At 71.8% G+C, this 25,427-nt stretch carries 22 protein-coding genes; 16 read left to right on the top strand and 6 right to left on the bottom strand.

Translation table 11 applies throughout. The annotated features are described in order from the left end of the window. Positions 1 to 64 precede the first annotated feature (64 nt). The 3 genes from ACFXPL_RS18840 to ACFXPL_RS18850 all read right to left on the bottom strand — a co-directional run bounded on the left by ACFXPL_RS18840 (position 65) and on the right by ACFXPL_RS18850 (position 3,788). Positions 65 to 1,237: an acyltransferase family protein gene (locus ACFXPL_RS18840; RefSeq protein WP_384920223.1), complete on the bottom strand. Its 1,173-nt coding sequence runs from the start codon at positions 1,235 to 1,237 to the stop codon at positions 65 to 67. Between the two features lie 155 nt (positions 1,238 to 1,392). Continuing rightward, positions 1,393 to 2,802 (bottom strand): polysialyltransferase family glycosyltransferase, encoded by a 1,410-nt coding sequence (locus tag ACFXPL_RS18845; RefSeq protein WP_384920226.1) that lies wholly within the window; start codon positions 2,800 to 2,802, stop codon positions 1,393 to 1,395. Further along, positions 2,802 to 3,788: a glycosyltransferase family 2 protein gene (locus ACFXPL_RS18850; RefSeq protein WP_384920228.1), complete on the bottom strand. Its 987-nt coding sequence runs from the start codon at positions 3,786 to 3,788 to the stop codon at positions 2,802 to 2,804. The genes ACFXPL_RS18845 and ACFXPL_RS18850 overlap by 1 nt, the downstream gene beginning before the upstream one ends. Before the next feature lie 208 nt (positions 3,789 to 3,996). Here ACFXPL_RS18850 and ACFXPL_RS18855 point away from each other — a divergent pair, with 208 nt between their 5' ends. The 12 genes from ACFXPL_RS18855 (at position 3,997) to ACFXPL_RS18910 (ending at position 18,551) form a co-directional block, all read left to right on the top strand. After that, entirely contained in the window at positions 3,997 to 5,331 is a 1,335-nt protein-coding gene (locus tag ACFXPL_RS18855) for a DUF6716 putative glycosyltransferase (protein ID WP_384920231.1), read from the top strand. 82 nt (positions 5,332 to 5,413) lie between these two features. Further along, positions 5,414 to 6,655 (top strand): cytidylyltransferase domain-containing protein, encoded by a 1,242-nt coding sequence (locus tag ACFXPL_RS18860; protein WP_384920234.1) that lies wholly within the window; start codon positions 5,414 to 5,416, stop codon positions 6,653 to 6,655. Positions 6,656 to 6,667: 12 nt separating this feature from the next. After that, entirely contained in the window at positions 6,668 to 7,594 is a 927-nt protein-coding gene (locus tag ACFXPL_RS18865; RefSeq protein WP_384920237.1) for an N-acetylneuraminate synthase family protein, read from the top strand. 4 nt (positions 7,595 to 7,598) lie between these two features. Continuing rightward, complete coding sequence (locus tag ACFXPL_RS18870) at positions 7,599 to 8,702, top strand: hypothetical protein (RefSeq protein WP_384920240.1); 1,104 nt, start codon at positions 7,599 to 7,601, stop codon at positions 8,700 to 8,702. Between the two features lie 306 nt (positions 8,703 to 9,008). After that, the gene (locus ACFXPL_RS18875) at positions 9,009 to 10,241 is read left to right on the top strand and encodes an amidohydrolase (RefSeq protein ID WP_384920310.1); all 1,233 of its coding nucleotides are present in this window, start codon (positions 9,009 to 9,011) and stop codon (positions 10,239 to 10,241) included. A gap of 165 nt (positions 10,242 to 10,406) precedes the next feature. Then, on the top strand, positions 10,407 to 11,456 hold the full coding sequence (locus tag ACFXPL_RS18880) for a BMP family protein (protein ID WP_384920243.1): 1,050 nt from the start codon (positions 10,407 to 10,409) through the stop codon (positions 11,454 to 11,456). A 325-nt stretch (positions 11,457 to 11,781) separates the two neighbouring features. Next, positions 11,782 to 13,464, top strand: coding sequence for an ABC transporter ATP-binding protein (locus ACFXPL_RS18885; protein WP_384920246.1), 1,683 nt, complete (start codon positions 11,782 to 11,784; stop codon positions 13,462 to 13,464). Then, positions 13,461 to 14,720 (top strand): ABC transporter permease, encoded by a 1,260-nt coding sequence (locus ACFXPL_RS18890; RefSeq protein WP_384920249.1) that lies wholly within the window; start codon positions 13,461 to 13,463, stop codon positions 14,718 to 14,720. Before ACFXPL_RS18885 ends, ACFXPL_RS18890 begins: the two co-directional genes overlap by 4 nt. Next, positions 14,717 to 15,988, top strand: coding sequence for an ABC transporter permease (locus ACFXPL_RS18895; protein WP_384920252.1), 1,272 nt, complete (start codon positions 14,717 to 14,719; stop codon positions 15,986 to 15,988). Before ACFXPL_RS18890 ends, ACFXPL_RS18895 begins: the two co-directional genes overlap by 4 nt. After that, on the top strand, positions 15,985 to 16,443 hold the full coding sequence (locus tag ACFXPL_RS18900; protein ID WP_384920255.1) for a cytidine deaminase: 459 nt from the start codon (positions 15,985 to 15,987) through the stop codon (positions 16,441 to 16,443). Before ACFXPL_RS18895 ends, ACFXPL_RS18900 begins: the two co-directional genes overlap by 4 nt. A gap of 148 nt (positions 16,444 to 16,591) precedes the next feature. Further along, positions 16,592 to 17,869: a thymidine phosphorylase gene (locus ACFXPL_RS18905; protein ID WP_384920258.1), complete on the top strand. Its 1,278-nt coding sequence runs from the start codon at positions 16,592 to 16,594 to the stop codon at positions 17,867 to 17,869. Between the two features lie 94 nt (positions 17,870 to 17,963). Continuing rightward, entirely contained in the window at positions 17,964 to 18,551 is a 588-nt protein-coding gene (locus ACFXPL_RS18910) for a Uma2 family endonuclease (RefSeq protein WP_384920260.1), read from the top strand. Here the strand turns inward: ACFXPL_RS18910 and ACFXPL_RS18915 are convergent. Continuing rightward, complete coding sequence (locus ACFXPL_RS18915; protein WP_384920263.1) at positions 18,544 to 19,221, bottom strand: HAD family hydrolase; 678 nt, start codon at positions 19,219 to 19,221, stop codon at positions 18,544 to 18,546. The two genes, ACFXPL_RS18910 and ACFXPL_RS18915, sit on opposite strands and share 8 nt — an antisense overlap. Before the next feature lie 69 nt (positions 19,222 to 19,290). Between ACFXPL_RS18915 and ACFXPL_RS18920 the strand changes: the two genes are divergently transcribed. Next, complete coding sequence (locus ACFXPL_RS18920) at positions 19,291 to 19,620, top strand: STAS domain-containing protein (protein WP_384920266.1); 330 nt, start codon at positions 19,291 to 19,293, stop codon at positions 19,618 to 19,620. A gap of 31 nt (positions 19,621 to 19,651) precedes the next feature. After that, positions 19,652 to 20,326, top strand: coding sequence for a class I SAM-dependent methyltransferase (locus ACFXPL_RS18925; protein WP_384920269.1), 675 nt, complete (start codon positions 19,652 to 19,654; stop codon positions 20,324 to 20,326). A gap of 28 nt (positions 20,327 to 20,354) precedes the next feature. Here the strand turns inward: ACFXPL_RS18925 and ACFXPL_RS18930 are convergent, their stop codons facing one another. After that, the gene (locus tag ACFXPL_RS18930; protein ID WP_384920272.1) at positions 20,355 to 20,927 is read right to left on the bottom strand and encodes a TetR family transcriptional regulator; all 573 of its coding nucleotides are present in this window, start codon (positions 20,925 to 20,927) and stop codon (positions 20,355 to 20,357) included. A 102-nt stretch (positions 20,928 to 21,029) separates the two neighbouring features. Between ACFXPL_RS18930 and ACFXPL_RS18935 the strand changes: the two genes are divergently transcribed. Together ACFXPL_RS18935 and ACFXPL_RS18940 are read left to right on the top strand one after the other, a co-directional pair. Further along, complete coding sequence (locus ACFXPL_RS18935) at positions 21,030 to 22,514, top strand: aldehyde dehydrogenase family protein (protein WP_384920275.1); 1,485 nt, start codon at positions 21,030 to 21,032, stop codon at positions 22,512 to 22,514. Positions 22,515 to 22,679: 165 nt separating this feature from the next. Beyond that, complete coding sequence (locus ACFXPL_RS18940) at positions 22,680 to 24,323, top strand: carboxylesterase/lipase family protein (RefSeq protein WP_384920278.1); 1,644 nt, start codon at positions 22,680 to 22,682, stop codon at positions 24,321 to 24,323. Between the two features lie 89 nt (positions 24,324 to 24,412). Here ACFXPL_RS18940 and ACFXPL_RS18945 read toward each other — a convergent pair whose 3' ends face one another. Next, positions 24,413 to 25,396, bottom strand: coding sequence for a sigma-70 family RNA polymerase sigma factor (locus tag ACFXPL_RS18945; RefSeq protein WP_384920281.1), 984 nt, complete (start codon positions 25,394 to 25,396; stop codon positions 24,413 to 24,415). Positions 25,397 to 25,427: the final 31 nt, after the last annotated feature.

Consider the following 25,427-nt stretch of genomic DNA (forward strand, 5'->3'; position numbering starts at 1 on the left):
CGGACGGCGGCCGGGGAGCGGTGAACTCCCGGGCCGCCGTCCGTACGTGGGCCGTGCCGGGGCGTTACGACGACGTGCGCAGCCGCTCCGCCTGCCGCTTCATCATCCGCCTCATGCGCGGGCCGACCGGTTTCTCCACCAGCCGGTGGATCAGCCAGGCGACCACGAGCAGCGAGACGACCGTGGCGACGAACGTGAGCCGCGGCTCCAGGCCGAACTTCCGGTGGTAGACGGCGATCACGAACCAGCCGAGGTGTTCGTGGATCAGGTAGAAGGGGTACGTGAGCGCCCCGGCGAAGGTCAGCCAGCGCCAGTTCGCCCACCGCAGCCAGCCGAGCGCCACGGCGGCCACCGCGCCGAAGGCGAAGGTGACCAGGAGCAGGATCACGTAGGGGGAGCGCTCCTGGAAGACGCTCGTCGCGTTCGGGTCCCACAGCGCGGTCGTCGAGTACCGCTGGCCGAGCAGCCAACTGGTGCCGACGATCGACCAGAGCAGGAGATCGCTGCCGTACCGGTGGATCAGGTAGAGCGCGAGGCCGCCGATGAAGAACGGCGCGTGGTCACGCATGACGAGTTCGTCGGTGAGCGGATGGTCGGCGACCCGGGCGAACACCCCCGCCACCGTCCACAGGCAGCAGAAGATGACGACCCGGCGGTACGTGACGCCCTTCCACACCACGAAGAGCGCGAAGAGCAGGTAGAAGCGCGCCTCGACCCACAGGGTCCAGCACACGCCGAGGACCCGGTCCACGCCCATCGGCTGCTGGAGCATCGTCAGGTTCACCAGCACCTCGTTGAGGCGCAGGGGGGCGATGACCGACGGCAGGGCGACGCACGCGGCGGTGACGAGGACGATGGCCGCCCAGTAGGCCGGGTAGAGCCGGGTGACGCGGGAGCGGAAGAAGTCACCGAGCGAACGGCCCCAGCTGCTCATGCAGATGACGAAGCCGCTGATGACGAAGAAGAGCTGCACCCCCAGCGAACCGTAGGTGGCGACCGCCGACAGATCGGGGAAGAGTTCCTTCGGGGACTGGCCCCACGCGCGTTCCACCTGCCCCTTCCCCGCGTAGTGGAAGGTGCACACCATCAGGGCGGCGAGGATCCGCAGGCCGTCCAGGGCGCGCAGGCGGTTCTCCTTCCCGGGGGGCGCCGCGGGGGCGGGCTCCGGGGCGAGGGCCGGGGTACCCACTGGCTCGGGCGCCGGCTCCGGAGCTTGGGCCAGGATCGTTTGAGTCATTCCGGGGTTCCGTTCGTCCCTGCGTCGATGCGTCGGTCGGGGAATGGATGAACATGGATGAACACGGGCTTCGTACGGATCACAGGTCACGGACCACGTAAGGCGGAGCGCCGCGTTCCGTCGCAACGCTCCGCCTCGCACGGCCGGCCGGGATCTCAGCCCAGGGCCGCCTTCTTGAACGAGCGTGCGTGCCGGGCGACCCTGCGTACCGTCGCGTTGCGCGGGATGAAGGCGAGCTGGGTGGGAACGCCGCCCGGCAGCGCCAGCACCGCGAGCCTGCGGCGTTTGAAGTAGACCGAGGTGCGCGGGGTCAGGTGCCGCGAGAGGAAGCCCTCGGCGGCCGGGCGCAGACTCCGGTAGATCTGCGGCTGCATCGCGAACCCGACGGCCGCGACCAGCTCGGACAGCGGCTCGTACGGCTCGTGCGACGCGGGCTCGCCCTGAGCCGCGCCCGCACCCGCGCCCGCCGTCCCCTCCAGGGGCGGCAGCAGCGCGTCCACGATCGTCACGGGCACCCGGTTGCTGTTCTGGTACGGGGCCAGCCGCTCCAGCAGCAGTTCCGTGCCCGTCCGCGCGACCGGCAGCCCGTAGAAGGCCTGGGCCGTGAACAGGGCCGTGGAGAAGCAGGCGATGACGAGGGCGGGGCGCAGCCGCTGGTACAGCACCTCGGCCAGCACGGGGCCCGACCGTACCGTCAGCGTCGCCCCGAGGGCCGCCGCCTCCTCCTCCAGCTTCCGCGACCACTGCGCGGGCGCGGAGGGGTGGGGCTTGAAGACGACATTGCGGTGGCCCCGGGCGATCGCGCCCCTGACCATCCCCAGATGCAGCTCCTCCTCCTCCGCCACGGTGAGGATGTCGAGTGCGGAGAGGTACTGGCCGAGGATCAGCGCGGGCGGCTCGTCGAGGGCCCCACCGTCCGCGATCGCGTCCAGCCGCGCGTCCGCCGCGCTCTCCGCGTCCGCGATCTCGGCGAGCACCTCCACGAAGGTGCTGTCCGGGATGATCTCCGGCTCGACGCCGAACTCCGTCAGCAGCAGCGGCTTCAGACCCGGTACGAGATCCAGGTGCAGCAGCCGCTCGACCCGCCCCCCGATCAGCGGGTCGAGCTTGCTCCTCGTGGGCCCGTAACTCATCAGCCCGTCCGCGTACACATGGAGCGGGCTGTCCCCGAAGATGACCGCGACCGCCTGGGACGGATTGGCCTGGATCGACTCGCAGGCGATCTCCACCGGCGCGTCGCCCAGCCCCCAGGCCTCCCGGACGGCCCGCTGCCACAGCGAGGCGTCCTGTTCGCGGGGGGACCAGCCGGCCGGGTGGAAGGGCCGTACGAAGTCGTTCCAGGACCGGATCTCGTCGTACTCCGGCCGCAGCCGGCGGAAGCCGGGCAGCGTCTCCAGCGCGGAGCCCAGCTCCGGGGCGGACGAGGTGTCGCTGATGACCAGGATCCGGCGGTGCTCCGCGCGCGGGCCGAACAGCCCGGCCCGGACGGCCGCCGTGACGGTCGCCGCCGCGTACTGCGTGCAGGCGAAGAAGAGCTGCGTGGTGCCCTTGGCCGAGGTGCTCATCAGGCTGCCGCCTCCGGCCCGCGCTGCGCGACCGGACGCCGGCGGACCCGGCGCAGCCGCCCGGCCCGCGCGGAGTCCATCGAGTCCAGGGTCTCCGTGAGGAGCGGCGCCGGAATGCGCTTGAGGGCCGCCGCGCTGAGCGAGCGGAGTTTACGTGCCACGGGCGGTTCGAACCTCTCGATGGAGCCAAGGTGGTGGGCCATGACCGCGCAGTACGTCCGTACGGCCTTCGGCAGCAGCAGATCCGCGTCCCGGTCCGCGGCCGTCTCCGCCACCACCTGGTCGAACGCCCGGATGAAGTCGAGCTGTCTGACATCACCGATCTGGGTGAGCGACGAGGTGACCCCGCGCCGGTAGAACACCCCGTGCAGGCTCACCGCGGCGAACGACTCCGCCTCCCGGTGCAGCCGCCAGATCCAGGGCCGGTCCTCGGCGGTGCGCAGCCCGTCCGTGAAGTGCAGCAGCCCGCGGTCGACCAGCCGGCGGTGGTAGATCCCGGCCCACGCGTAGGCGTAGTCGACCGAGGTGGACCGGTCGGCGGGCAGGATCGCGTCCCGCGGGTTCAGCACCGTGGAGCGCCGGCCGACCGGGACCCGGTGCACCGCCCGGGACTTGCCGGTGAACTGCACATGGTCGGTACGGACGAAATCGACGTCCAGTTCCTCGGCCGCCGCGAGCAGCCGCTCGAAATAGCCGGGAACCACCCAGTCGTCGCCGTCCAGATACGTGATGTACGTACCCGTCGCGGCGTCCAGACCGGTGTTGCGCGCGGTGGCGAGTCCTCCGTTCCGCTCGTGTCTGATCACCCTGGCGCCGGGCAGTTCGCGTTCGGCGCGGTCCAGGATCTCGCCGGTACCGTCCGACGAACAATCGTCGACAAGCAGGAATTCGAAGTCGGCACGCGTATTCGCCTGCAGACTGCGCAAGGTTTCGGGGGCATATGTCCGCACGTTGTAGAACGGCACGACAACAGAGAGCTTCACCACCCGGCTGACGCTAGGGGGCATGCCGTCATCAGGGCTGACTTCGCGGGGCATCCCAGATGAACGAAGAGTGTCGGAACAGTGAATCGGCCGAAGGTGGTGGCCGTTCCGGGCATTTCCCGGGGTGCGACTTCATTCGTAGACGTGTTGTTAACCCTCCATTGCCATTGAGTTGGGCCGAGAAACGGAATGGCTTCCTAACGTCCTCGGCGTGCCATCACGTATCAGCCAACCGGTCCGGGTCGCCGTGCTCGCCGACTCCGACACCCGGTGGAAGTGGGGCGCGCTCACCGCGCGCCGCATCGCCCCGGACGACCGCCCCACAGAGCTCAGCGGCTTCCTGCTGCGCGGCCGGGCCACGCCCACGCCCCGTCAGCTCGCGGAGGTCGGCGCGGACGCGGACGCCCTGCGCGAGGTGACCGGGACCGCCTTCCTGCGGGCGCTGCGCGAGGAGTCGTACGACATCGTCGTGCTGGCCCTCGTCGGCGGCGCCGTCCAGGCGATGCTGCACGGCATCGCCGCGCTGAAGCTCGCGGAGCGGCCCGTCGTCGTCACCGGCTATGTCGGTGTCGTCTACGAGAAGCTCTCCGACGGGCTCCTGCTGCGCCACGGCGCGGACGTCGTCCTCGCCAACTCCCTCTACGACGCGGAGCGTTTCCGCGCCGTGTACGAGGGCGTGGGCGCCGACGCGTCCTCCGTCACCGAGGCCGCGCTGCCGTTCCTCGGCGGCGCCCGCTACCAGCCCGAGGAGGGCCGCGACACCCTCGTCTTCGCCGCGCAGCCGTCCGTACCGGCGACCCGCGCCGACCGTACGTACCTGCTGCGCCGCCTCGTCAAGCACGCCAGGCTCCACCCGCGCCGCGAGGTGCTGCTCAAGCTGCGCAGCAAGCCCGGCGAGCACACCACGCACATCGAGGAGTTCCCGTACCAGCGCCTCGCGGAGAAGGTGCCCGGCGGACTGCCGGACAACTTCCGCCTGGTGTACGGGAACATGGGCGAGGTCCTGGACCGTACGGACCTGCTGGTCACCGTCTCCTCGACGGCCGCCCTGGAGTCCCTGCACCGTTCCGTGCCCACCGCGATCCTCACCGACTTCGGGGTGCGCGAACCGCTCGGCAACCACCACTTCATCGGCTCCGGCTGCCTGGCCTCCTGGGACCAGCTCGACGGCGGCGGACGCCCCGTCCCCGACGCCCGGTGGGCCCAACGGCAGGGCGTCGCCGCGGACGGCTCGTACGCCAAGGCCTTCGACACGGCCCGCCGGCGCGTCACCGAACTGACCGAGCGGGCCGGCGCCGGGGAACTCCCCGGGATCAGCCCGTACTACACGGCCACCACCGCCCCCGGATACCTCCCGGGCCTGCTCGCCCGCTACCACCTCGCGGCGGACGGGACTCCGCTGCCCGCCGCCGCCAGAACCGCCGAGAACAGCACGAGCGGGGTACGGCGCGTGGTGCGCGAGGCGGTACGGGGAGCGGCCCGCGGCGCCTACCGGCACGGGGTGCAGCGGGTGGCGCCGGTCATCCGCCGGATGGGCGAGCTGTGACCGCGCCCGCCGGACACCCGGGCACCCCCGCACGACCTGTCCCCGCACGAGCCGCGCACACCCGACCCCCTACGGAGTACTGATGACCGTCCTCGCGGTGATCCCCGCACGCGGCGGATCCAAGGGCGTACCCGCCAAGAACCTCGCCGCCGTCGGCGGCGTCCCGCTCGTCGTCCGGGCGGTCCGCGCCTGCCTGGCGGCCCGGCGCGTCACCGACGTCGTCGTCTCCACCGACGACGCCCTGATCGCCGAGGCGGCCCGCACGGCGGGCGCCGAGGTCGTCCTGCGCCCCGCCGCGATCGCGGGGGACACCGCGACCAGCGAGGACGCCGTCCTGCACGCCATGGACGCGTACGGCGCGACGCGCGGCGACGGCGGCGCCGACAACCTGGACGTCGTGCTGCTGGTGCAGTGCACCAGCCCCTTCCTCACCGCCGACGACCTGGACGGCGTCACCGGCGCCGTCACCGAGGACGGCGCGGACACCGCCCTGACCGTCGCGCCCACCCACGGCTTCGTCTGGCGCCAGGACGGCGCGGGCCGCGCCGAACCGGACGGCTACGGCGTCAACCACGACAAGGCGAACCGGCCGCGCCGCCAGGACCGCCCCCAGGAGTACCTGGAGACCGGCGCCGCCTACGCGATGCGCGCCGACGGCTTCCGCGCCGCGCGCCACCGCTTCTTCGGCCGCACCGCGCTCGTCCCCACCGACCCCGCGCGGGTCCTGGAGATCGACGACCCGCACGACCTGGCCCGCGCCCGGCTCCTCGCGCCGCTCCTCGACCCGCAGGTCCTCCCCTCGTACGACGACGTCGACGCCGTCGTCCTCGACTTCGACGGGACGCAGACCGACGACAAGGTCCACATCGACTCCGACGGCCGCGAAACCGTCGCCGTGCACCGCGGCGACGGCCTCGGGATCGCCGCGCTGCGCCGCTCCGGGCTCGAACTGCTCATCCTGTCCACCGAGCAGAACCCGGTCGTCGCGGCCCGCGCCCGCAAGCTCCAGGTACCGGTGCTGCACGGCATCGACCGCAAGGACCTGGCGCTCAAGCAGTGGTGCGACGAGCACGGCATCGCGCCCGAACGGGTCCTCTACGTCGGCAACGACGTCAACGACCTGCCGTGCTTCGGCCTCGCCGGCTGGCCGGTGGCCGTCGCGAGCGCCCACGACGAGGTACGCGCCGCGGCGCGCGCCGTCACCACCAGGCCCGGCGGTGAGGGAGCCATCAGGGAGATCGCCACCTGGCTTCTCGGCCCCGCGCTCTCCACCACTCCCACCGCCCCCGTGAACCCCCACACCCTCCACGCAGTCAACAGTTAAGGACGCACCGCCATGAGCACCAACTCCCCCTCCCGTCTGCGGACCTTCGGCACCCGGACCGCGGGCCCCGGCCGCCCCGTCTACATCACGGGCGAGATCGGCATCAACCACAACGGTGAGCTGGACAACGCCCTGGCCCTGATCGACGTGGCCGCCGAGGCGGGCTGTGACGCGGTCAAGTTCCAGAAGCGCACCCCGGAGATCTGCACCCCGCGCGACCAGTGGGACATCGAGCGCGACACCCCCTGGGGCCGGATGACGTACATCGACTACCGCCACCGCGTCGAGTTCGGCGAGGACGAGTACCGCACCATCGCCGAGCACTGCGCCAAGCGCGGCATCGACTGGTTCGCCTCCCCGTGGGACACCGAGGCCGTCGCCTTCCTGGAGAAGTTCGACGTGCCCGCCCACAAGGTGGCCTCCGCCTCCCTCACCGACGACGAGCTGCTGCGCGCCCTGCGCGCCACCGGCCGCACCGTCATCCTCTCCACCGGCATGTCGACGCCGAAGCAGATCCGCCACGCGGTCGAGGTCCTGGGCAGCGAGAACATCCTGCTCTGCCACGCCACGTCGACGTACCCGGCCAAGGCCGAGGAGCTGAACCTGCGGGTGATCAACACCCTCCAGGCCGAGTTCCCGAACGTCCCGATCGGCTACAGCGGCCACGAGACCGGTCTCCAGACCACCCTCGCCGCCGTCGCCCTCGGCGCCACGTTCGTCGAGCGCCACATCACCCTCGACCGCGCCATGTGGGGCTCGGACCAGGCCGCCTCCGTCGAGCCGCAGGGCCTGACGCGCCTCGTCCGCGACATCCGCACCATCGAGGCGTCCCTCGGTGACGGCGTCAAGAAGGTGTACGAGTCGGAGCTCGGCCCGATGAAGAAGCTCCGCCGCGTCGCGGGCGTCATCGCCGAGGCCGCCGAGCCGGTAGCGGTCTGACGCCATGACCGGTGCCGGCGGGGGCAGCTCCCCGTACCCGAGCGAGAGCGCTGCCGCGGCAGCCTCCGCGCCCACGATCGCCTTCGTCGAGAGCCCGGTCCAGCTTCTGAACGTGCTGGAGTGGGCGCACCTCAACGCGACGGGTGACGCGCTCACCGTCGTCGTGCTGTCGCCCACCGACCCCATGTCGCGCGGCCAGCTCCGCCGGGTGGCCGAGCTGGCCCGCGACGAGGGCTTCACGGTGCGCTGGCAGGAGGCGCGCGGTGGGGCGGGGGCGCCGCTGCGCACGGTACGGGAGCTGGCACCGCTGCTGCGGAAGGCGGACCGGGTCGTCATCGGCGACCCGTTCTCCCGCTACGTACAGCTCCTGCTGGCCCTGGTCCCCACCAAGGAGCTGACGGTCGTCGACGACGGCACGGCGACGATGGAGTTCGTCGGGCAGCTCGCCCGGGGCGAGCGGCTGGTGCGCTGGCACCGGCGCGGCGGGTCGCGCGGGCCGCGGGAACTGGTCCTGGCACCGGTCACCGCGGCCGCGCGCCGCCGGCTCACCCCGTCGGCCGCCCGTACCGTCGAGGTCTTCACCTCGATGCCGGTCGAGGGGGTGCCGGACGGCATCACCGTGACGGCCAACACCTTCGCCTGGACGCGCGCGACCTTCGGGCCGCCGCGGATCACGACCGGTGCCGACATGGTCGGCACCTCGCTGGTCGAGACGGGCGTGGTCGACGCGGACCTGTACACCGAGGCGGTCATCGCGCTCGCCCGCACCCACGGGGCGACGCGCTACTTCGCCCACCGCCGGGAGCACGTCGACAAGCTCCACCGGCTCCACAACGCGACGGGCCTGGAGATCGTCCGCCCCGACCTGCCCCTGGAGCTGATCGCCCGCCGCGGCCCGATCGGCCGTACGGTGCTGAGCTTCCCCTCCACGGTGGTCCACACCCTGCCGCTGGCCCTCGCGGGCACGGGCGTACGGGTCGCGGTCTGCGACATAGCCCCGGAATGGCTCAAGGAGACGGCCTCGCCCCGCGCCCAGGGCTTCCTCTCCGGCGTCACGGGCACGGCCCGCGACGTCCACCGCCTCCCGAGACTCCCGTCACCGGCCTGACCCCGACTCACCGGCCCCGTCCCGGCCCGCTCCCCTCCCCGGGTGGCGGGCCGGCCGCCGTCAGGGCGGTGCGGGCGGTGCGGCTGTCGCCGCAGGTGTGCGCACTTCAGGATTCTGCCGGACGATCTCTGAACCGTGCGGCTGGTGAGCGTGACGACCGCCGAGTCGGAAGATGCCGGTATACCCACTCTGTCTTTCCGGCATGCACACCGCCGCCAGGTTTCTTCGCCTGAGTGGCTGAAATTTTATTGATCAGGGGGTGGTTGATCACTAAAGGGGCCTACCCTTCGACAGGTGAGCCAGTTGATGTCCTGCGAGTCCGAAACCGATCTGCCCGGGGAAGCGACGCACCCGGCACTCCCCGGCACGCTGCCCGACGCCCTGCGCGACGAGCTGATCGCCTTCCGCCGGGACATGCACATGCACCCCGAGCTGGGGAACCAGGAGTTCCGGACCACCGCAGCGCTCAAGCGCAGGCTGGAGCAGGCCGGACTCGAACCGCGCGTCCTCCACACCGGCACCGGGCTCGTCTGCGACATCGGGACCCCGGACCCCGCGCGCCCCATGCTCGCCCTGCGCGCCGACATCGACGGTCTGCCCATCCCGGACACCAAGACCGGCGTCCCGTACCGCTCCACCGTGCCCGACCGCGCGCACGCCTGCGGGCACGACGTGCACACCGCCGCGGTCCTCGGCGCCGGGCTCGTCCTCGCCGACCTGCACCGGCAGGGGCTGCTGCCGTCCGCCGTACGGCTGATCTTCCAGCCCGCCGAGGAGGTACTGCCCGGCGGCGCCGCCGACGCCATCGAGTCCGGTGTCCTGGACGGCGTCGGATCGATCATCGCCGTGCACTGCGACCCCAAGGTCGACGCCGGATCGATCGGACTGCGGCCAGGACCGATCACCTCCGCCTGTGACCGGCTGGAGATCGCCCTCGACGGCCCCGGTGGCCACACCGCCCGCCCGCACCTCACCACCGACCTCGTCACCGCGGTCGCCAAGGTCGCCACCGAGGTGCCCGCGCTGCTCGCGCGCCGCGTCGACGCCCGCTCCGGGCTCGCCCTCACCTGGGGCCGTATCGAGGCGGGCCACGCCTGCAACGTCATCCCGCAGCACGCCGAGCTGTCCGGCACCGTCCGCTGCCTGGACCTGCCCGCGTGGCGGGACGCGCCGGACCTGGTGCACGCCGCGATCGACGAGGTCGCCACGCTCCACCGCGCCAAGTCACTGATCACGTACGTACGGGGGGTGCCGCCGGTCGTCAACGACCCCGTCGTCACCGAACTGCTCCGTACCGCGCACGCCGCGCGCCGCGGTTCGTATGCAATCGAGGACACCGAGCAGAGCCTCGGCGGCGAGGACTTCTCCTGGTATCTCGAACAGGTGCCGGGGGCCATGGCGCGGCTCGGCGTACGGGTCCCCGGCAGCCAGGCGCGGTACGACCTGCATCGTGGCGATTTCGACGTCGACGAGCACGCCATCCAGGTCGGGGTGGAGCTTTTCACCGCCGCCGCGTTGATCGACGGCGACCGTCCGTAACCGGCCCGGGGAGCTCCGGCGCGCCTCTCGCTCCCCTGCTGTTCGCTTCCCGTTCGCGACGATCCGATAACGGCTTCCGTACAGGTCTTTATCTGACATCTACGCGCGTTACGATCGCCGCGAAACCAGCGCCGGAAGAGGCGCTCAGGCCAGAAGGAGCCTTCCGTGCGCCGGATCACCAGGATAGCCACCGTGGGCGCCGCGTCAGCGGCACTCGCGCTCTCCGTCACCGCCTGTGGCGGCAAGTCTTCGTCGGAGGCCGGAACCGACTCCAACGAGGCCAAGGCCGCCATCGCCTACGACGTCGGTGGCAAGGGTGACCAGTCCTTCAACGACGCGGCCTACGCCGGTCTGGCCAAGGCCGAGAAGGACCTCGGCGTCAAGGGCACCGACTCGGAGCCGACGGACGGGGAGGGCGACGCCGACAAGGTGCAGCGCCTGACCGACCTGGCCCGCGCCGGCAACAACCCGGTGATCGGGGTCGGCTTCGCCTACGCGCCCGCGATCAAGAAGGTCGCGCCGAAGTTCCCGAAGGTCTCCTTCGGGATCATCGACGACTCGTCGGTGACCGACAAGAACATCGCCAACATGGTGTTCAACGAGGAGCAGGGCTCCTACCTCGCGGGCGTCGCCGCGGCCAAGACCACCAAGACGAAGACCGTCGGCTTCATCGGCGGTGTCGAGACCCCGCTGATCAAGAAGTTCCAGGCCGGCTTCGAGCAGGGCGTCAAGGCCACCGACCCGTCGGTGAAGATCCTGTCGCAGTACCTGACGCAGCCCCCGAACTTCGACGGCTTCTCCAAGCCCGACCTCGGCAAGGCCGCCGCGCAGGGCCAGCTCGACAAGAACGCCGACGTGGTCTACCACGCCGCCGGTCTCGCGGGCTTCGGCGCCATCGAGGCGACCGCGACGGCCGGCAAGTGGGCGATCGGCGTCGACTCCGACCAGTACGCGCAGAAGGGCCTGGCCAAGTACAAGGACAAGATCCTCACCTCGGTCACCAAGGACGTCGCCGACTCCGTCTACAACCTGATCAAGTCGGTCAAGGACGGCAAGCCCGAGTCCGGTGAGATCCGGTACGGCCTGGACAAGGACGGCGTCGGCCTGGCCGACTCCAACCCGGCGTACACGAAGATGACCGATGTCGTCACCGCCGTGGAGAAGGCGAAGAAGGACATCATCGACGGCAAGATCACCGTCAAGACCACCCCGTAACATCGCACGCGCGGACCGCACCCCGGTCCGAGCGCCGTGCACCTCGGGTCTCCCGGGGCCCGGACGACGGCATCCGCCGCCGCTCCGGGCCCCGGGAGACCCGGACCGTTCGTCATCGCATCACCTTCTGGCAGCGCACAGCGTGTTGACGGCCCTCCGGCGCGATAGCTTCACCCCCGCCCTGCCCCCACAGCCTCACCCCCCGCTCCTTCCCCGCCGAGGAGAGTGCGTCATCAACGCGTCCACCACTCCGCCCAGCAGCCCCCCGAGCCCGCCCGCGACCCCGGAGACCGCCGAGCGCCCCGCGCCCGCGGCGCCGCCCGCCGTGCTGCTCCAGGGGATCACCAAGCGCTTCCCCGGTGTCGTCGCCAACCACGACATCGACATCACCATCCGCAAGGGCACCGTCCACGCCCTCGTGGGGGAGAACGGGGCCGGCAAGTCGACCCTGATGAAGATCCTCTACGGCATGCAGAAGCCGGACGAGGGCACCATCACCGTCGACGGCGAACAGGCCGCCTTCGGCAGCCCCGCCGACGCCATCGCGCGCGGCATCGGCATGGTCCACCAGCACTTCATGCTGGCCGACAACCTCACCGTCCTGGAGAACGTCGTTCTCGGCGGCGAGAAGCTGCACGGCATCGGCACCAAGGCGCGCAGGAAGATCAAGGAGATCTCCGAGGCGTACGGTCTCGGCGTGCGCCCCGACGCGCTCGTCGAGGACCTCGGCGTCGCCGACCGCCAGCGCGTGGAGATCCTCAAGGTCCTCTACCGCGGCGCCCGCATCCTGATCCTCGACGAGCCCACCGCGGTCCTCGTCCCGCAGGAGGTCGACGCGCTCTTCGACAACCTGCGGGAGCTGAAGGCCGAGGGCCTCACCGTCATCTTCATCTCGCACAAGCTGGGCGAGGTGCTGTCCGTCGCCGACGACATCACCGTCATACGCCGCGGTACGACGGTGGGCACCGCCGACCCGGCGCGCACCACGACCAAGCAGCTCGCCGAGCTGATGGTCGGCAGCGAGCTGCCCTCGCCGGAGACCCGGGAGTCCACCGTCACGGACGTCCCCGTGCTCACCGTCGACGGACTGCGGCTCACCGCCACCGACCCCGACGGCGTCGTCCGCGAGGTCCTGGACGGGATCGGCTTCACCATCCACCGCGGCGAGGTCCTGGGCATCGCCGGCGTCGAGGGCAACGGCCAGACCGAGCTGATCGAGGCGCTGATGGGGATGCGCGACCCCGACGGCGGCACGATCACCCTCGGCACCGAGGACATCTCCCACGCGCCCACCCGCAAGAGGCGCGAGGACGGCATCGGCTACATCCCCGAGGACCGGCACCGCCACGGCCTGCTGCTGGAGTCCCCGCTCTGGGAGAACCGCATCCTCGGCCATGTCACCGAGCGGCCCAACAGCCGCCGCGGCCTCCTCGACCTCAAGGCCGCCCGCGCCGACACGGAGCGGATCGTGCGCGAGTACGACGTCCGCACCCCCGGCATCGAGGTCACCGCGGCCTCCCTGTCCGGCGGCAACCAGCAGAAGCTGATCGTCGGCCGCGAGATGAGCCACCACCCCAAGCTGCTGATCGCCGCGCACCCCACCCGCGGGGTGGACGTCGGCGCGCAGGCGCAGATCTGGGACCAGATCCGCGAGGCGCGCCGCGAGGGCCTGGCCGTCCTCCTGGTCTCCGCCGACCTCGACGAGCTGATCGGGCTCTCCGACACGCTGCGGGTGATGTACCGCGGCCGGCTCGTCGCCGACGCGGACCCCGCCACCATCACCCCGGAGGAGCTGGGCTCGGCCATGACGGGCGCCGCCACCGGGCACCTTGAGGCCACAGAGGCGTCAGGCACGTCAGAGACGTCCGAGGTGTCAGAGGCCCCGGCAGCCGCAGCCCCGGAAGCCCTGGCAGCCTCGGAGGTCCCGGCAGCCCCGGCAGCCCCGGAAGCACCTGGGGCATCAGCTCCATCAGCGGAGAGCACGGTCCCGGAGGACGACGCCCGATGAAGAAATTCGACAAGGACCGGCTGATCCTGGGCTTCGCGGGACCGGTGCTCGCACTGGTCGTCGCCGTCGCCCTCACCACGGTGGTGCTGCTCGTCTCGGGCACCAACCCGTGGGAGCCGTACCGCATCATGTTCGAGTCGGCCTCGTACGTCGACGTACAGGTGCTGATCGTCAACCAGGCCGGCACGTACTACCTGGCCGCCCTCGCCGTGGCCATCGGCTTCCGGATGAACCTGTTCAACATCGGGGTCGACGGCCAGTACCGGCTCGCCGCGATGGTGGCCGCGCTCGTCGGCGCCAGCGTCGATCTGCCGGGGCCGCTCCAGATCGCCCTGATCGTGATCGTCGCGATGCTCGTCGGCGCCCTCTGGTCAGGGATCGCGGGCATCCTCAAGACGACCCGCGGGGTGAGCGAGGTCGTCTCCACGATCATGCTCAACTCGATCGCCACCAGCCTGGTCGCCTGGCTGATCCTGCCGAAGAACTTCGGCGTCCAGCCCCCCGGCTCCAACAACCTCACCACCGGCGACATCCCGGAGTCCGGCTGGTTCCCCGGCCTGAACATGGGCGTCGAGGCCGGTGAGATCTACGGCTTCACCTTCGTCGCCGCCGCCTGCGGCATCGTCTACTGGTTCGTCCTCGGCCGCACCCGCTTCGGCTTCGACCTGCGCGCCACCGGCGCCAGCGAGAGCGCGGCCCAGGCGTCCGGCGTCGACGCCAAGAAGATGATCCTCACCGCGATGCTGGTCTCCGGCGGGATCGCCGGACTCGCCGGGATGCCGACCCTGCTGGGCGACACCCACACGTACAGTCTCGACTTCCCCACCGGCGTCGGCTTCACCGGCATCACCATCGCGCTGCTGGGCCGGAACAACCCGCTGGGCATCGCGTTCAGCGCGCTGCTGATCGCCTTCCTCGACAAGTCGTCGGCCTCCCTCGACCAGTTCGGGTACGAGAAGGAGATCGCCACGATCATGCAGGGCCTGATCGTGATCTCGGTCGTGGTCAGCTACGAACTCGTCCGCCGCTACGGGCTCCGCCGCCAGCAGCAGAAGGTCGGCGAGGAACTCGCCGCGGGCGGCGCCCTCGCCACCACCACCGGCACCCCGCCGGACAACGGCCCGCCGGACAACGGCCCGTCGGACGGCGGCCCGTCCGGGACCGGCTCGTCCGGAACCGGCCCTTCCGACAGCGACAGCCCGGTCACCGACCCGTCGGGCAACGACAAGACCGAGAAGGAGGGGTCCGCGCTGTGACCACGACCACGAGCACCGTCTCCGCCACGAGCGCCGCCCCCAAGAAGGGCGGCGGCCGGCCCACCCTCTCCCTGCCCGCCATCCTGCTGATCGTCGCCGGCGCGCTCGCCCTGGTCTCGCTCGTACGGCTGATCAGCGGCGCCGACGACATCACCTCCGTCGGCCAGGTCGCCGGCGCGCTCGAACTCGCCATCCCCATCGGCCTCGCCGGACTCGGCGGCCTGTGGGCCGAGCGCGCGGGCGTCGTCAACATCGGCCTCGAAGGGATGATGGTCCTCGGCACCTGGTTCGGCGCCTGGGCCGGCTACCAGTGGGGCCCCTGGACCGGCGTCCTCTTCGGCATCATCGGCGGCGCCATCGGCGGACTGCTGCACGCCGTCGTCACCGTCTCCTTCGGCGTGAACCACATCGTCTCCGGTGTGGCCATCAACATCCTCGCCGTCGGCGCCACCCGCTACCTCTCCAAGTTCACCTTCGACGCGGCCGAGGGCGGCTCCTCCAAGCAGTCCCCGCGCGTCGATTCGATCACCGAGATCACCGTCCCGGGACTCGCCGACTGGATGCAGGACCTCCAGGCCAGACACTGGTTCCTCGTCTCCGACCTCGCGGGGCTGGTGGGCGGCCTGGTCACCGGCCTCTCGCTGCTCACCGTCGTCGCGCTGCTGCTGATCCCGGGCACCTGGTGGGTGCTGTGGCGCACGGCGTTCGGCCTGCGGCTGCGCTCCTGCGGCGAGAACCCGGTCGCCGCCGAATCCCTCGGCGTCAACGTCTACAAGTACAAGTACATCGCCGTCGTCGTCTCCGGCGGTCTCGCCGGGCTCGGCGGCGCCTTCCTCGCCATCGTCTCCACCGGCATCTACCAGGAGGGCCAGACCGGCGGGCGCGGCTACATCGGCCTCGCCGCGATGATCTTCGGCAACTGGATGCCGGGCGGCATGGCGCTGGGCGCCGGGCTCTTCGGCTTCACCGACAGCCTCAAGCTGCGCGGCGGCGCCGAGAACGTCCACGCGATGCTGCTGCTCCTCGCGATCCTGCTCGTGCTGGTCGTCGGCTGGCAGCTCTACAAGAAGAAGTACGTGCCCGCGGTGATCTCCGCGGCCGTCTCGGCGCTGCTCTTCGTCTGGTACGGCCTGACCGACCAGGTGCCCAGCCAGTTCGTGGACGCCGCGCCGTACGTCACCACGCTGCTCGTCCTCGCGCTCTCCGCGCAACGGCTCAGGATGCCCAAGGCGGACGGACTCCCGTACCGGAAGGGCCAGGGCAAATGACGGCCGCGGACGTGCCGGCCGGGGCCGGGGTGGACTGGGAGGCGCTGCGGGCGGCGGCGCGGGACGCGATGTCCCACGCGTACGCCCCGTACTCCGGGTTCCCGGTCGGTGTCGCGGCGCTCGCGGTGACCGACGACGGCGGTACGGTCCGTACGCTCACCGGCTGCAACGTCGAGAACGCCTCGTACGGCCTCGGGCTCTGCGCCGAGTGCGGGCTGATCTCCGCGCTCCAGCTCAGCGGCGGCGGCCGGCTCACCCACTTCACCTGCGTCGACGGCGCGGGCGAGGTGCTGGTGCCGTGCGGGCGCTGCCGCCAGCTCCTGTACGAGTTCGGCGGCCCCGAGCTGGTCATGGAGACCCCGGACGGGATCCGCACGCTCGCCGACATGCTCCCGCAGGCCTTCGGCCCCGGCCACCTCAAGAACGGCCCCTCGCGCGACGGCCGCTCCCACTGAACCCGGCCCCGGCCCCGCCGCGATCCGGCGGCGCCGGGGCCGCTGTACGTCGCGGGGTCACCCCGACCCGCACCCGCACCCGCATCTGTACGCGATCCGCACCCGCACCCGCACCCGTACGTCGTTGAACTCAAGGATTAGGACCGCCATGGACGTCATCTCCGTCATCCGCACCAAGCGCGACCGGGGCGAACTGAGCCCGGAGCAGATCGACTGGGTGATCGACGCCTACACGCGCGGCGAGGTCGCCGACGAGCAGATGTCGGCACTGGCCATGGCCATCCTGCTCAACGGCATGAACCGTACGGAGATCGCCCGCTGGACCGCCGCCATGATCGCCTCCGGCGAGCGCATGGACTTCTCCGCGCTCTCGCGCCCCACGGCCGACAAGCACTCCACGGGCGGCGTCGGCGACAAGATCACGCTCCCGCTGGCCCCGCTGGTCGCCGCCTGCGGCGCCGCCGTACCGCAGCTCAGCGGGCGCGGCCTCGGCCACACCGGCGGCACCCTCGACAAGCTGGAATCCATCCCCGGCTGGCGGGCACTGCTCTCCAACGCCGAGATGCTGGACGTTCTCGACACCACCGGCGCGGTCATCTGCGCGGCGGGCGACGGACTGGCCCCCGCCGACAAGAAGCTGTACGCGCTGCGCGACGTCACCGGCACCGTCGAGGCGATCCCGCTGATCGCCTCCTCGATCATGTCGAAGAAGATCGCCGAGGGGACCGGCTCGCTGGTCCTGGACGTCAAGGTCGGCTCCGGCGCCTTCATGAAGACCATCGAGGACGCCCGCGAACTCGCCTCCACCATGGTCGGCCTGGGCACCGACCACGGCGTACGGACGGTCGCGCTGCTCACCGACATGTCCACCCCGCTCGGCCTCACCGCGGGCAACGCCCTGGAGGTCCGCGAGTCCGTCGAGGTCCTGGCGGGCGGCGGCCCGGCCGACGTCGTGGAGCTGACCCTGGCCCTGGCGCGCGAAATGCTCGACGCGGCGGGCCTGAAGGACACCGACCCGGCGAAGGCCCTCGCCGACGGTTCCGCGATGGACGTCTGGCGCCGCATGGTCGCGGCCCAGGGCGGCGACCCGGACGCGGCCCTCCCGGTCGCCCGCGAACAGCAGGTCGTCACCGCCCCGTCCTCGGGCGTCCTGACCCGCCTGGACGCGTACGGCGTCGGCGTCGCGGCCTGGCGCCTCGGCGCGGGCCGCGCCCGCAAGGAGGACCCGGTCCAGGCCGGCGCGGGCGTCGAACTCCACGCGAAGCCGGGCGACCTGGTCACGGCGGGCCAGCCCCTGCTGACCCTGCACACGGACACCCCGGAGAAGTTCGCTTACGCGGCCGAGGCCCTGGCGGGCACGTACGACATCAGCCCGGCGGGCACGGCGTACGAGACCACGCCGGTGGTGCGGGAACGTATCGCCTGACCTGCGGTTTCCTCATTCGGGTGAACGGGATCGGTGGACGGCCACCGGTCCCGTTCGGCGTGCTGGAGTGGGTGACACACCGAAGGAGACCGCAGTGAGTACACACAGTGCCGACGAGGGGCCGGAGCCGGCCTGGGCCGACCTTGTCCGTATCTGGGAGCAGGCGGACGCACCCGAGGGTTACAAGGTGGAGATCGTCGAAGGGGTCGTCACCGTGTCGCCTCCTCCTTTTTGGGACCACGGTCTCACCGCGTCGAGCGTTCATCGCAGCCTGGGCACCGTGATTCCGGAGGAGTGGTACGTCTTCCAGAGGTACCACGCGGCCGCGCCGAGCTGTAGAGGTGTGTTCATGCCCGACCTGATGGTGGTGGCGGGGGAGAAGGACAAGCCCGCGCCCGGGGAGCTGTTCCCCGCGGGCCAGGCGAAACTCGTCGTGGAGATCACATCACCCGACAGCGCCACGCGTGACCGCGTGACCAAGGCGCACGCCTACGCCCAGGCCGGCGTTCCGCTCTACCTGCTCCTCGATCCCTGGGCGTCGGACCGCCCGACCGCCACGCTCTACGGCGAGCCCGAGAGCGGCACGTACCGCACGCTTCAGGCCGTCGAGTACGGCGGCAAGCTCACCCTCCCCGCCCCCTTCGACCTCGCCATCGACACCTCCGAGCTGCCCGTCAGCTGACCGCCCGCCCCGCCAGCAGCCCCGGCAGCTCCCGCATGTCCTCGAAGACGACCGTCCCCGGTCCCGCCAGCTTGTGCGGGGCCGTCAGGCCGCCCGCGTAGCCGAACGCGCGCATGCCCGCCGCGCGGGCCGCCGTCACACCGTACGTACTGTCCTCCACGACCGCGCAGCGCTCCGGGGCCACGCCCATCGTCCGGGCCGCGTGGAGGAAGAGGTCCGGGGCGGGCTTGCCCCTGGCGACATCGGCGGCGCTGAAGATACGGCCCTCGAAGTGGTCGTGGAGGCCCGTGGTCGTCAGGTTGCGGCGGATGGTGGCGTGGCCGCCGTTCGATGCGAGGCAGAAGGGGAGTCCGAGGGCTTCCAGCGCCTCCGTGATGCCGTCGATCGCCGTCAACCCGGCGTCGAACGCCTCCTGGTAGAGGTGCTCGTACGCGCCGTGCCACCCCGGTTCCAGCGGGCGGCCGAGGCGCTGTTCGACGGCCGCGTCGTAGACCTCCCCCGAGGAGCCGACGAAGGTCTCGATGATCTCCTCCTCGGTGAAGTGGCAGCCCAGCGCGGCGAATACCTGCGCGTCCACACGGACGCATATCCGCTCGCTGTCCACCAGGACACCGTCGCAGTCGAAGATCACCAGTTCGACAGGGGTCTGTTCGACAGGGTCATGGGTCATGACCGGCAGCGTACGGGCTGTGCACGGGGCGTCGCGATGAGTTCCGGCCGTGGGATCGGTCTCCTTGGTGTGGATGCCAGTGATCCGATCGTTCTCGTCGTCGCGGGCCACGTCACCCCCGACGACGTGCCCCGGCTCCGCGCCGAGCTGTGCGCGCGGTTGTACGCGGCCGGGGGAGCCGGCGTCGTCGTCTGTGATGTCGGCGGGCTCCGCGGGCCGAACCTGGCCGCCGTCCACTTACTGGCCGCGCTCCGGCTCGACGCCGGCAGACGGGGCCGGCTGCTGCGGCTGCGCGGCGTGGGGCGCGAACTGCGGCTGCTGCTGGACCTGGTGGGGCTGGCGGGGCCGGCCGCGCGGGACGGGGCGTCGCACGTGCTCGATGACGAGGAGGACGGCTGAGGCCAGGAGGCGCGCGCGTAGGGTTCCCGGCATGACCGAGCCGACCTATCTGCGCGAGACGCGCACCTCGTACGACACCGTCGCCGTGGACTACGCGGCCCTGGTGCGCCCCGCGTTCGAGAGCGATGCGCTGGGGCGCGCGATGCTGGGCGCGTTCGCGGAGCGTGTACGGGCCGCCGGTGGCCGCCCGGTCGCCGATGTGGGGTGCGGCCCGGGGCATGTGACGGCGTATCTGCACGGGCTCGGGCTGACGGCGTTCGGCGTGGAGCTGTCGCCTCGTATGGTCGACGTGGCCCGGCGGTCCCACCCGGGGCTGCGGTTCGACCTCGGCACGATGACGGCCCTGGAGCAGGCGGACGGCGCACTCGGCGGCGTGGTCGCCTGGTACTCGGTCATCCACACCCCGAGGGACGTACTGCCCACGGTGTTCGGCGAGTTCAGCCGGGTCCTGGCGCCCGGCGGACTTCTGCTGCTCGGGTTCCACGTCGGGGACGAGTTGCGGCGCAAGGAGCGGGGGTACGGCGGCCACCCCATGTCCCTGGATGTCCATCTGCTGCCGACGGAGAGGGTCGCCGCTCTGGCGGAGGGCGCCGGGCTCGTCGTGGACGCCACGCTGGTGAGGGATCTGGACGGTGCGGGGGCTCCGCAGGGCTGCCTCCTGGTCCGTAAGCCCCTGAGGACCGAGGAGCCGGCTCGGACGGTGTGACCGTACGAGTGGCGCGTACCGGACGTGCTCAGGCGCGCTCGGGTGCGAACGCGCGGCGTACCGCCGTGGCCAGGGCGGTACGCCGCCGGTCGTGGTCGGTGTCCGGGTCGGCCGAGGTCGCGCTGTAGGTGAGGCTGGTCGGTGACCAGGTCATGGCCAGCGCGATCACCATGGAGTGCACATCGGCCGCCGCCAGGGCGGGATCGATGTGCCCGGCCTCCTGCGCCCGCAGGACGGCCTCGGTCTTGGGGACCTCGGCGGCCTCGGGGAAGAGATGGCCGACGGGGGAGCGCTCCAGGCGGGCCCAGGTGGCCAGCCGGACGAGCTGTGGACGCGTCAGATAGGCGTCGTAGAGGCGGACGGCGTAGCCGGGCAGGTCCTCCGCGGTCAGCGGCGCCTCGTCGAGGATCCCGCCGACCTGGTCGGAGAGGACGGCGTCGAACAGTTCCGCCTTGCCGCCGTAGTAGGCGTACATCTGCGCCTTGCTGACCTTCGAGGCGGCCGAGATGCGGTCGACGCGCGCGCCCGCGATGCCGTACGCGGCGAACTCGACGGCGGCGGCGTCGAGGAGGCGCCGCCTGCTGGCCTGTCCCTTGTCCATGCCTCCACCTTAAACGAACTGGTTCGTTTGCGAAGGTGGCGGGGGTGGGGTTACCTTCGTGCCACCACGAACGAACCAGTTCGTTTTGTCCAGGAGGCTGTCATGGTCACCCCTCTCACCGTGGATGCCGCCGCGCGTCCCGCCCCCGCCTTCCTCGGCGGCGGCGCCAAGCGCCTGCTGATCGACGGCGCGTGGACCGCGCCGGTCTCCGGCGCGGCCTTCGAGACCTTCGACCCTGCCACCGGGCTCGCCCTGGCCACCGTCGCCGCCGCGGGCCCGGAGGACGTGGACCGGGCGGTGGCGGCGGCGCGGCGCGCCTTCGAGGCGCCGTCGTGGGCGGACATCACGCCGTACCGGCGCGGCAGGGTGCTGCTCGGGATAGCCGATGTGATCGAGGCGCACGCCGAGGAACTGGCCGTGCTGGACTCGCTCGACATGGGCGGCCCGCTCTGGCTGACCCGCTGGCTGGTGGACCACTCCGTGGAGGTCTTCCGGCACTACGCGGGCTGGCCGACGAAGATCTACGGCCAGACCGCCCCCTCGGACCCCTCGGCGTTCCACTACACCCTGCGCCAGCCGCTCGGCGTCGTCGGCGCCATCACCGCGTGGAACGGGCCGGTCCTCCAACTGGCCTGGAAGCTGGGCCCGGCGCTGGCGACCGGCAACACCGTCGTCCTCAAGCCGGCCGAGTGGTCGCCGCTCTCCGCGCTGCGGATCGGCGAACTGCTGCTGACCACCGACCTGCCGCCCGGTGTGGTCAACATCCTGACCGGTGACGGCGGCGTGACGGGCGAGGCCCTGACCCACCACGCCGGTGTCGACAAGATCTCCTTCACCGGATCGCTGCCCGTCGGCAAGCGCATTCTGGAGGTCTCCGCCAGGGACCTCAAGCGGGTGACCCTGGAACTGGGCGGCAAGTCGCCCACGATCGTCTTCGACGACGCCGACCTGGCCGCCGCCGCCCGGGGCGCCGTCGCCGGATTCGCCCAGGGCAGCGGCGAGGGCTGTGTCGCCGGGACCCGGATCTTCGTCCAGGAGTCCGTCCACGAACGGTTCCGGGAACTCCTGCTCCAGGAGATGAAGGCGTACACCCTCGGCGACCCCTTCCACCCGGACACCAGGATGGGGCCGCTGGCCGCGCCCCGGCACTACGAGCGGGTGCTGTCCTACCTGGACGTGGCCCGCGAGGAGGGAGGCACCCTGACGACCGTCGGCGAGCCGGGCAACGGCCTCTACATGCCGCCCACGCTGATCGAGAACGTCGGCCCCGACACCCGCGTCGTACGGGAGGAGATCTTCGGCCCGGTCGCGGCCCTGATGACCTTCACCGACACCGCCGACGCCATCGCCCAGGGCAACGACACCGTCTACGGTCTGGCCGCCTCGGTGTGGACGAGCAGCCTCGAACGCGCCCACCGCACCGCCCGCGGTCTGCGCGCCGGGACCGTGTGGATCAACACCTACGCAGAGATGACCGCGGGGACAGTCCCCTTCGGCGGCTTCAAGCAGTCCGGTCTCGGCCGCGAACACGGCGTCGAGGTCCTGGACGCCTATACGGAGACCAAGACCGTCATGGTCCGCCTCTGACCGGCGTCGGGCAGGCGCATCGCGGCGGTACGGGCGGTACGGGCGGTACGGGCGGTACGTGTGGGGCGCCCGGAACCCGGCCGCGCGGCCCGGACGTTGTCGTGGTGCGCCGTGTACGGCGTACCACGCCGGCCGGTTCGGCCGGCCCGGCCGAGAGGACCCCCAATGACCGCTGCCGACCCCGACCCCGCCCCCGACGGCGACGTCGACTCCGTGCCCACGGCGACCGGGGCCGATCCCGGCACGGAACTGCGTATCGCGGCCGGAAGACTGCGGGGCCGCCGGGAGGGCGGCGTCGCCGTCTTCCGCGGCATCCCCTACGCACAGCCGCCGGTGGGTGCTCTGCGGTTCGCCGCGCCGAGCCCGGCCACCGGCTGGGAGGGGGTGCGGGACGCGGGGGCGTACGGGCCGGCGTGCCCGCAGGCGGAGGTGCCGGTCCGGCTCACCCGGCCGAACGGTGACGCGGACGCTGGGGGGAGCGGGGCCGCGGCGCCGGACGAGTGGCTGACCGTCAACGTCTGGTCGCCCGCGCGGCCCGGCACCGGTACGGGCCCCGATGCCCCGCTGCCGGTGATGGTGTGGATCCACGGCGGGGCGTACATGTCCGGGACCGCGGGCGACCCCGGCTACGACGGGGGACGTCTCGCGCGCGAGGGCCACGTCGTCGTGGTGACCCTCAACTACCGCCTCGGGGTCGAGGGGTTCGCCTGGATCGAGGGGGCACCCGCCAACCGCGGCCTGCTCGACCAGGTCGCCGCCCTGGAGTGGGTACGGGACAACATCGGCGCGTTCGGCGGCGACCCCGGCCGCGTCACCGTCTTCGGGGAGTCGGCGGGCGCCGGGTCGGTCGCCGCGCTGCTGGTCATGGAGCGCGCCGCCGGGCTCTTCGCGCGGGCCATCGCCCAGAGCGTGCCAGGACCGTACTTCTCGCCGGAACTGGCGGCGGACATGTCCGCCGCCATCGCCGCCGAACTGGGCCCCGGCATCCGGCCGACGGTCGCGGAGCTGGCGGAGTTCCCGCCGGACCGGCTCGTCGCCGCGGGCGCCGCGATGGCCGGCAGGATGGCCGGCTGGGAGGACCGCTGGGGCGGGGTGGCGCGTACGGCAACGCCGTACTCACCGGTGGTCGACGGGGACGTACTGCCCCGCGCGCCCTGGGAGGCCCTCGCGGACGGCGCCGCCCGGGACATCGAGCTGATCGTCGGACACAACCGTGACGAGTACCGGCTGTTCGCCGCCCTGAGCGGACAGATCGGCCTGATGACCGAGGAGCGGGCCCTCGGCGCCCTCAGGGCCCTCGGCCCGGTGGCCGACAGCGCGGCGGCCTACCGCGCCGCCCACCCGGACGCCGACGCCGAGCTGCTGCACGAACTCGTCTTCTCCGACTGGCTGTTCCGGATGCCGAGCCTGCGTCTCGCGCAGGCGCACGTGGCCGGTGGCGGCAGGGCCCGCGTCTACGAACTGACCTGGCAGGCCACCGGGATGGGCGGCGTCCTCGGGGCCTGCCACGCCCTGGACGTACCGCTGACCTTCGGCAACCTCACGAGCGGGCTCGCGCCGATGCTGATCGGTGCGGAGCCGTCGGCGGAGGCGGAGGCTCTGTCGGCCCGCTTCCGTGCCGCGTGGACGGCCTTCGCGTCGTACGCCCTCACCGACGCGGACTGGCCCCCGTACGACCTGGAGGAGCGGCAGGTCCTCGTCCTCGACGGCGGGGAGAACACGGTCGCCGTCTACCCCGAGGAGGACTCCCGCCTGCTCTGGGAATCCCACCGGTTCACGGCCCTGCCCCTGCCGGCGGAGAAGGAGTGAACCGACCCGGTCGGTGACGTCGGTGACGTCGGTTCAGCGAGGTACGGGGCCGGGACGCCACCCGCGTGGCCTCCCGGCCCCGTACGCGGCTACTCCTTCTCCAGCCTCATCGGCAGGTCGAAGAGCGGGAACCACCGCGCGGTGTCCAGGAAGCAGTGCATCGTCGAGATCCGGCCGTCCTCGATCTCGATGATCTGGAGCGCCCACGGCACGTAGGCGTCGCCCGACTCCGTGGGCTTGTAGTGGGCGAAGGCCGGAGTGCCGTTGGCGAACGTCGGCAGCAGCCGCGAGCCGCGGCAGCTCGCGCCGGGGCCGAGCATCCAGGCCACGATGTCGTCGTGTCCCTGGAGCCACAGGTCGAACGGCGGCATGGTGAACTTGGCGTCGTCGTGGAGCAGCGCGGTCAGCGCCTTCATGTCGTAGCCCTCGAAGGCCGTGACGTACCGCTCCAGCAGCGCCTTCTGCTCCTCGTCCAGCGGGTCCGAGGTCTCCGTCGTGGCCGGTTCCGACTCGGCGATCGTCGCGCGGGCCCGCTGGAGCGCGCTGTTGACCGAGGCGACCGTCGTGTCCAGCAGCTCGGCGACCTCGCTCGCCTTCCACGCCAGCACCTCGCGCAGGATCAGCACCGCCCGCTGTTTCGGCGGGAGATGCTGGAGCGCCGCGACGAACGCCAGCCGGATCGTCTCCCGGGACACCGCCGCCTCGGCCGGGTCCGCCATCGACGGCAGGACCCGGCCGTCCGGCACCGGCTCCAGCCAGACGATCTCCGGCTGCGGGTTGAGCTGTGCCTGGGCCACCGGTGTCGGGCCGCTGAGGTCCATCGGGCGGGCCCGGCGGTTGCCCGCCGTGAGCATGTCCAGACAGACGTTGGTCGCGATGCGGTAGAGCCAGGACCGGAGCGAGGAGCGGCCCTCGAACTTCTCGTAGCTCTTCCACGCGCGGACCATCGTGTCCTGGACGGCGTCCTCGGCCTCGAACGCCGAACCGAGCATCCGGTAGCAGTAGCCGGTCAGTTCGGTACGGTGCTTCTCCAGCCGCACGTCCAGATCCTGTGTTGCGGCATTCTCGCTCACGGCGTCACCCCGGCAGCCCGTTGAAGTCAGT

Source organism: Streptomyces sp. NPDC059092 (genome assembly GCF_042756365.1).
GTDB lineage: Bacteria > Actinomycetota > Actinomycetes > Streptomycetales > Streptomycetaceae > Streptomyces.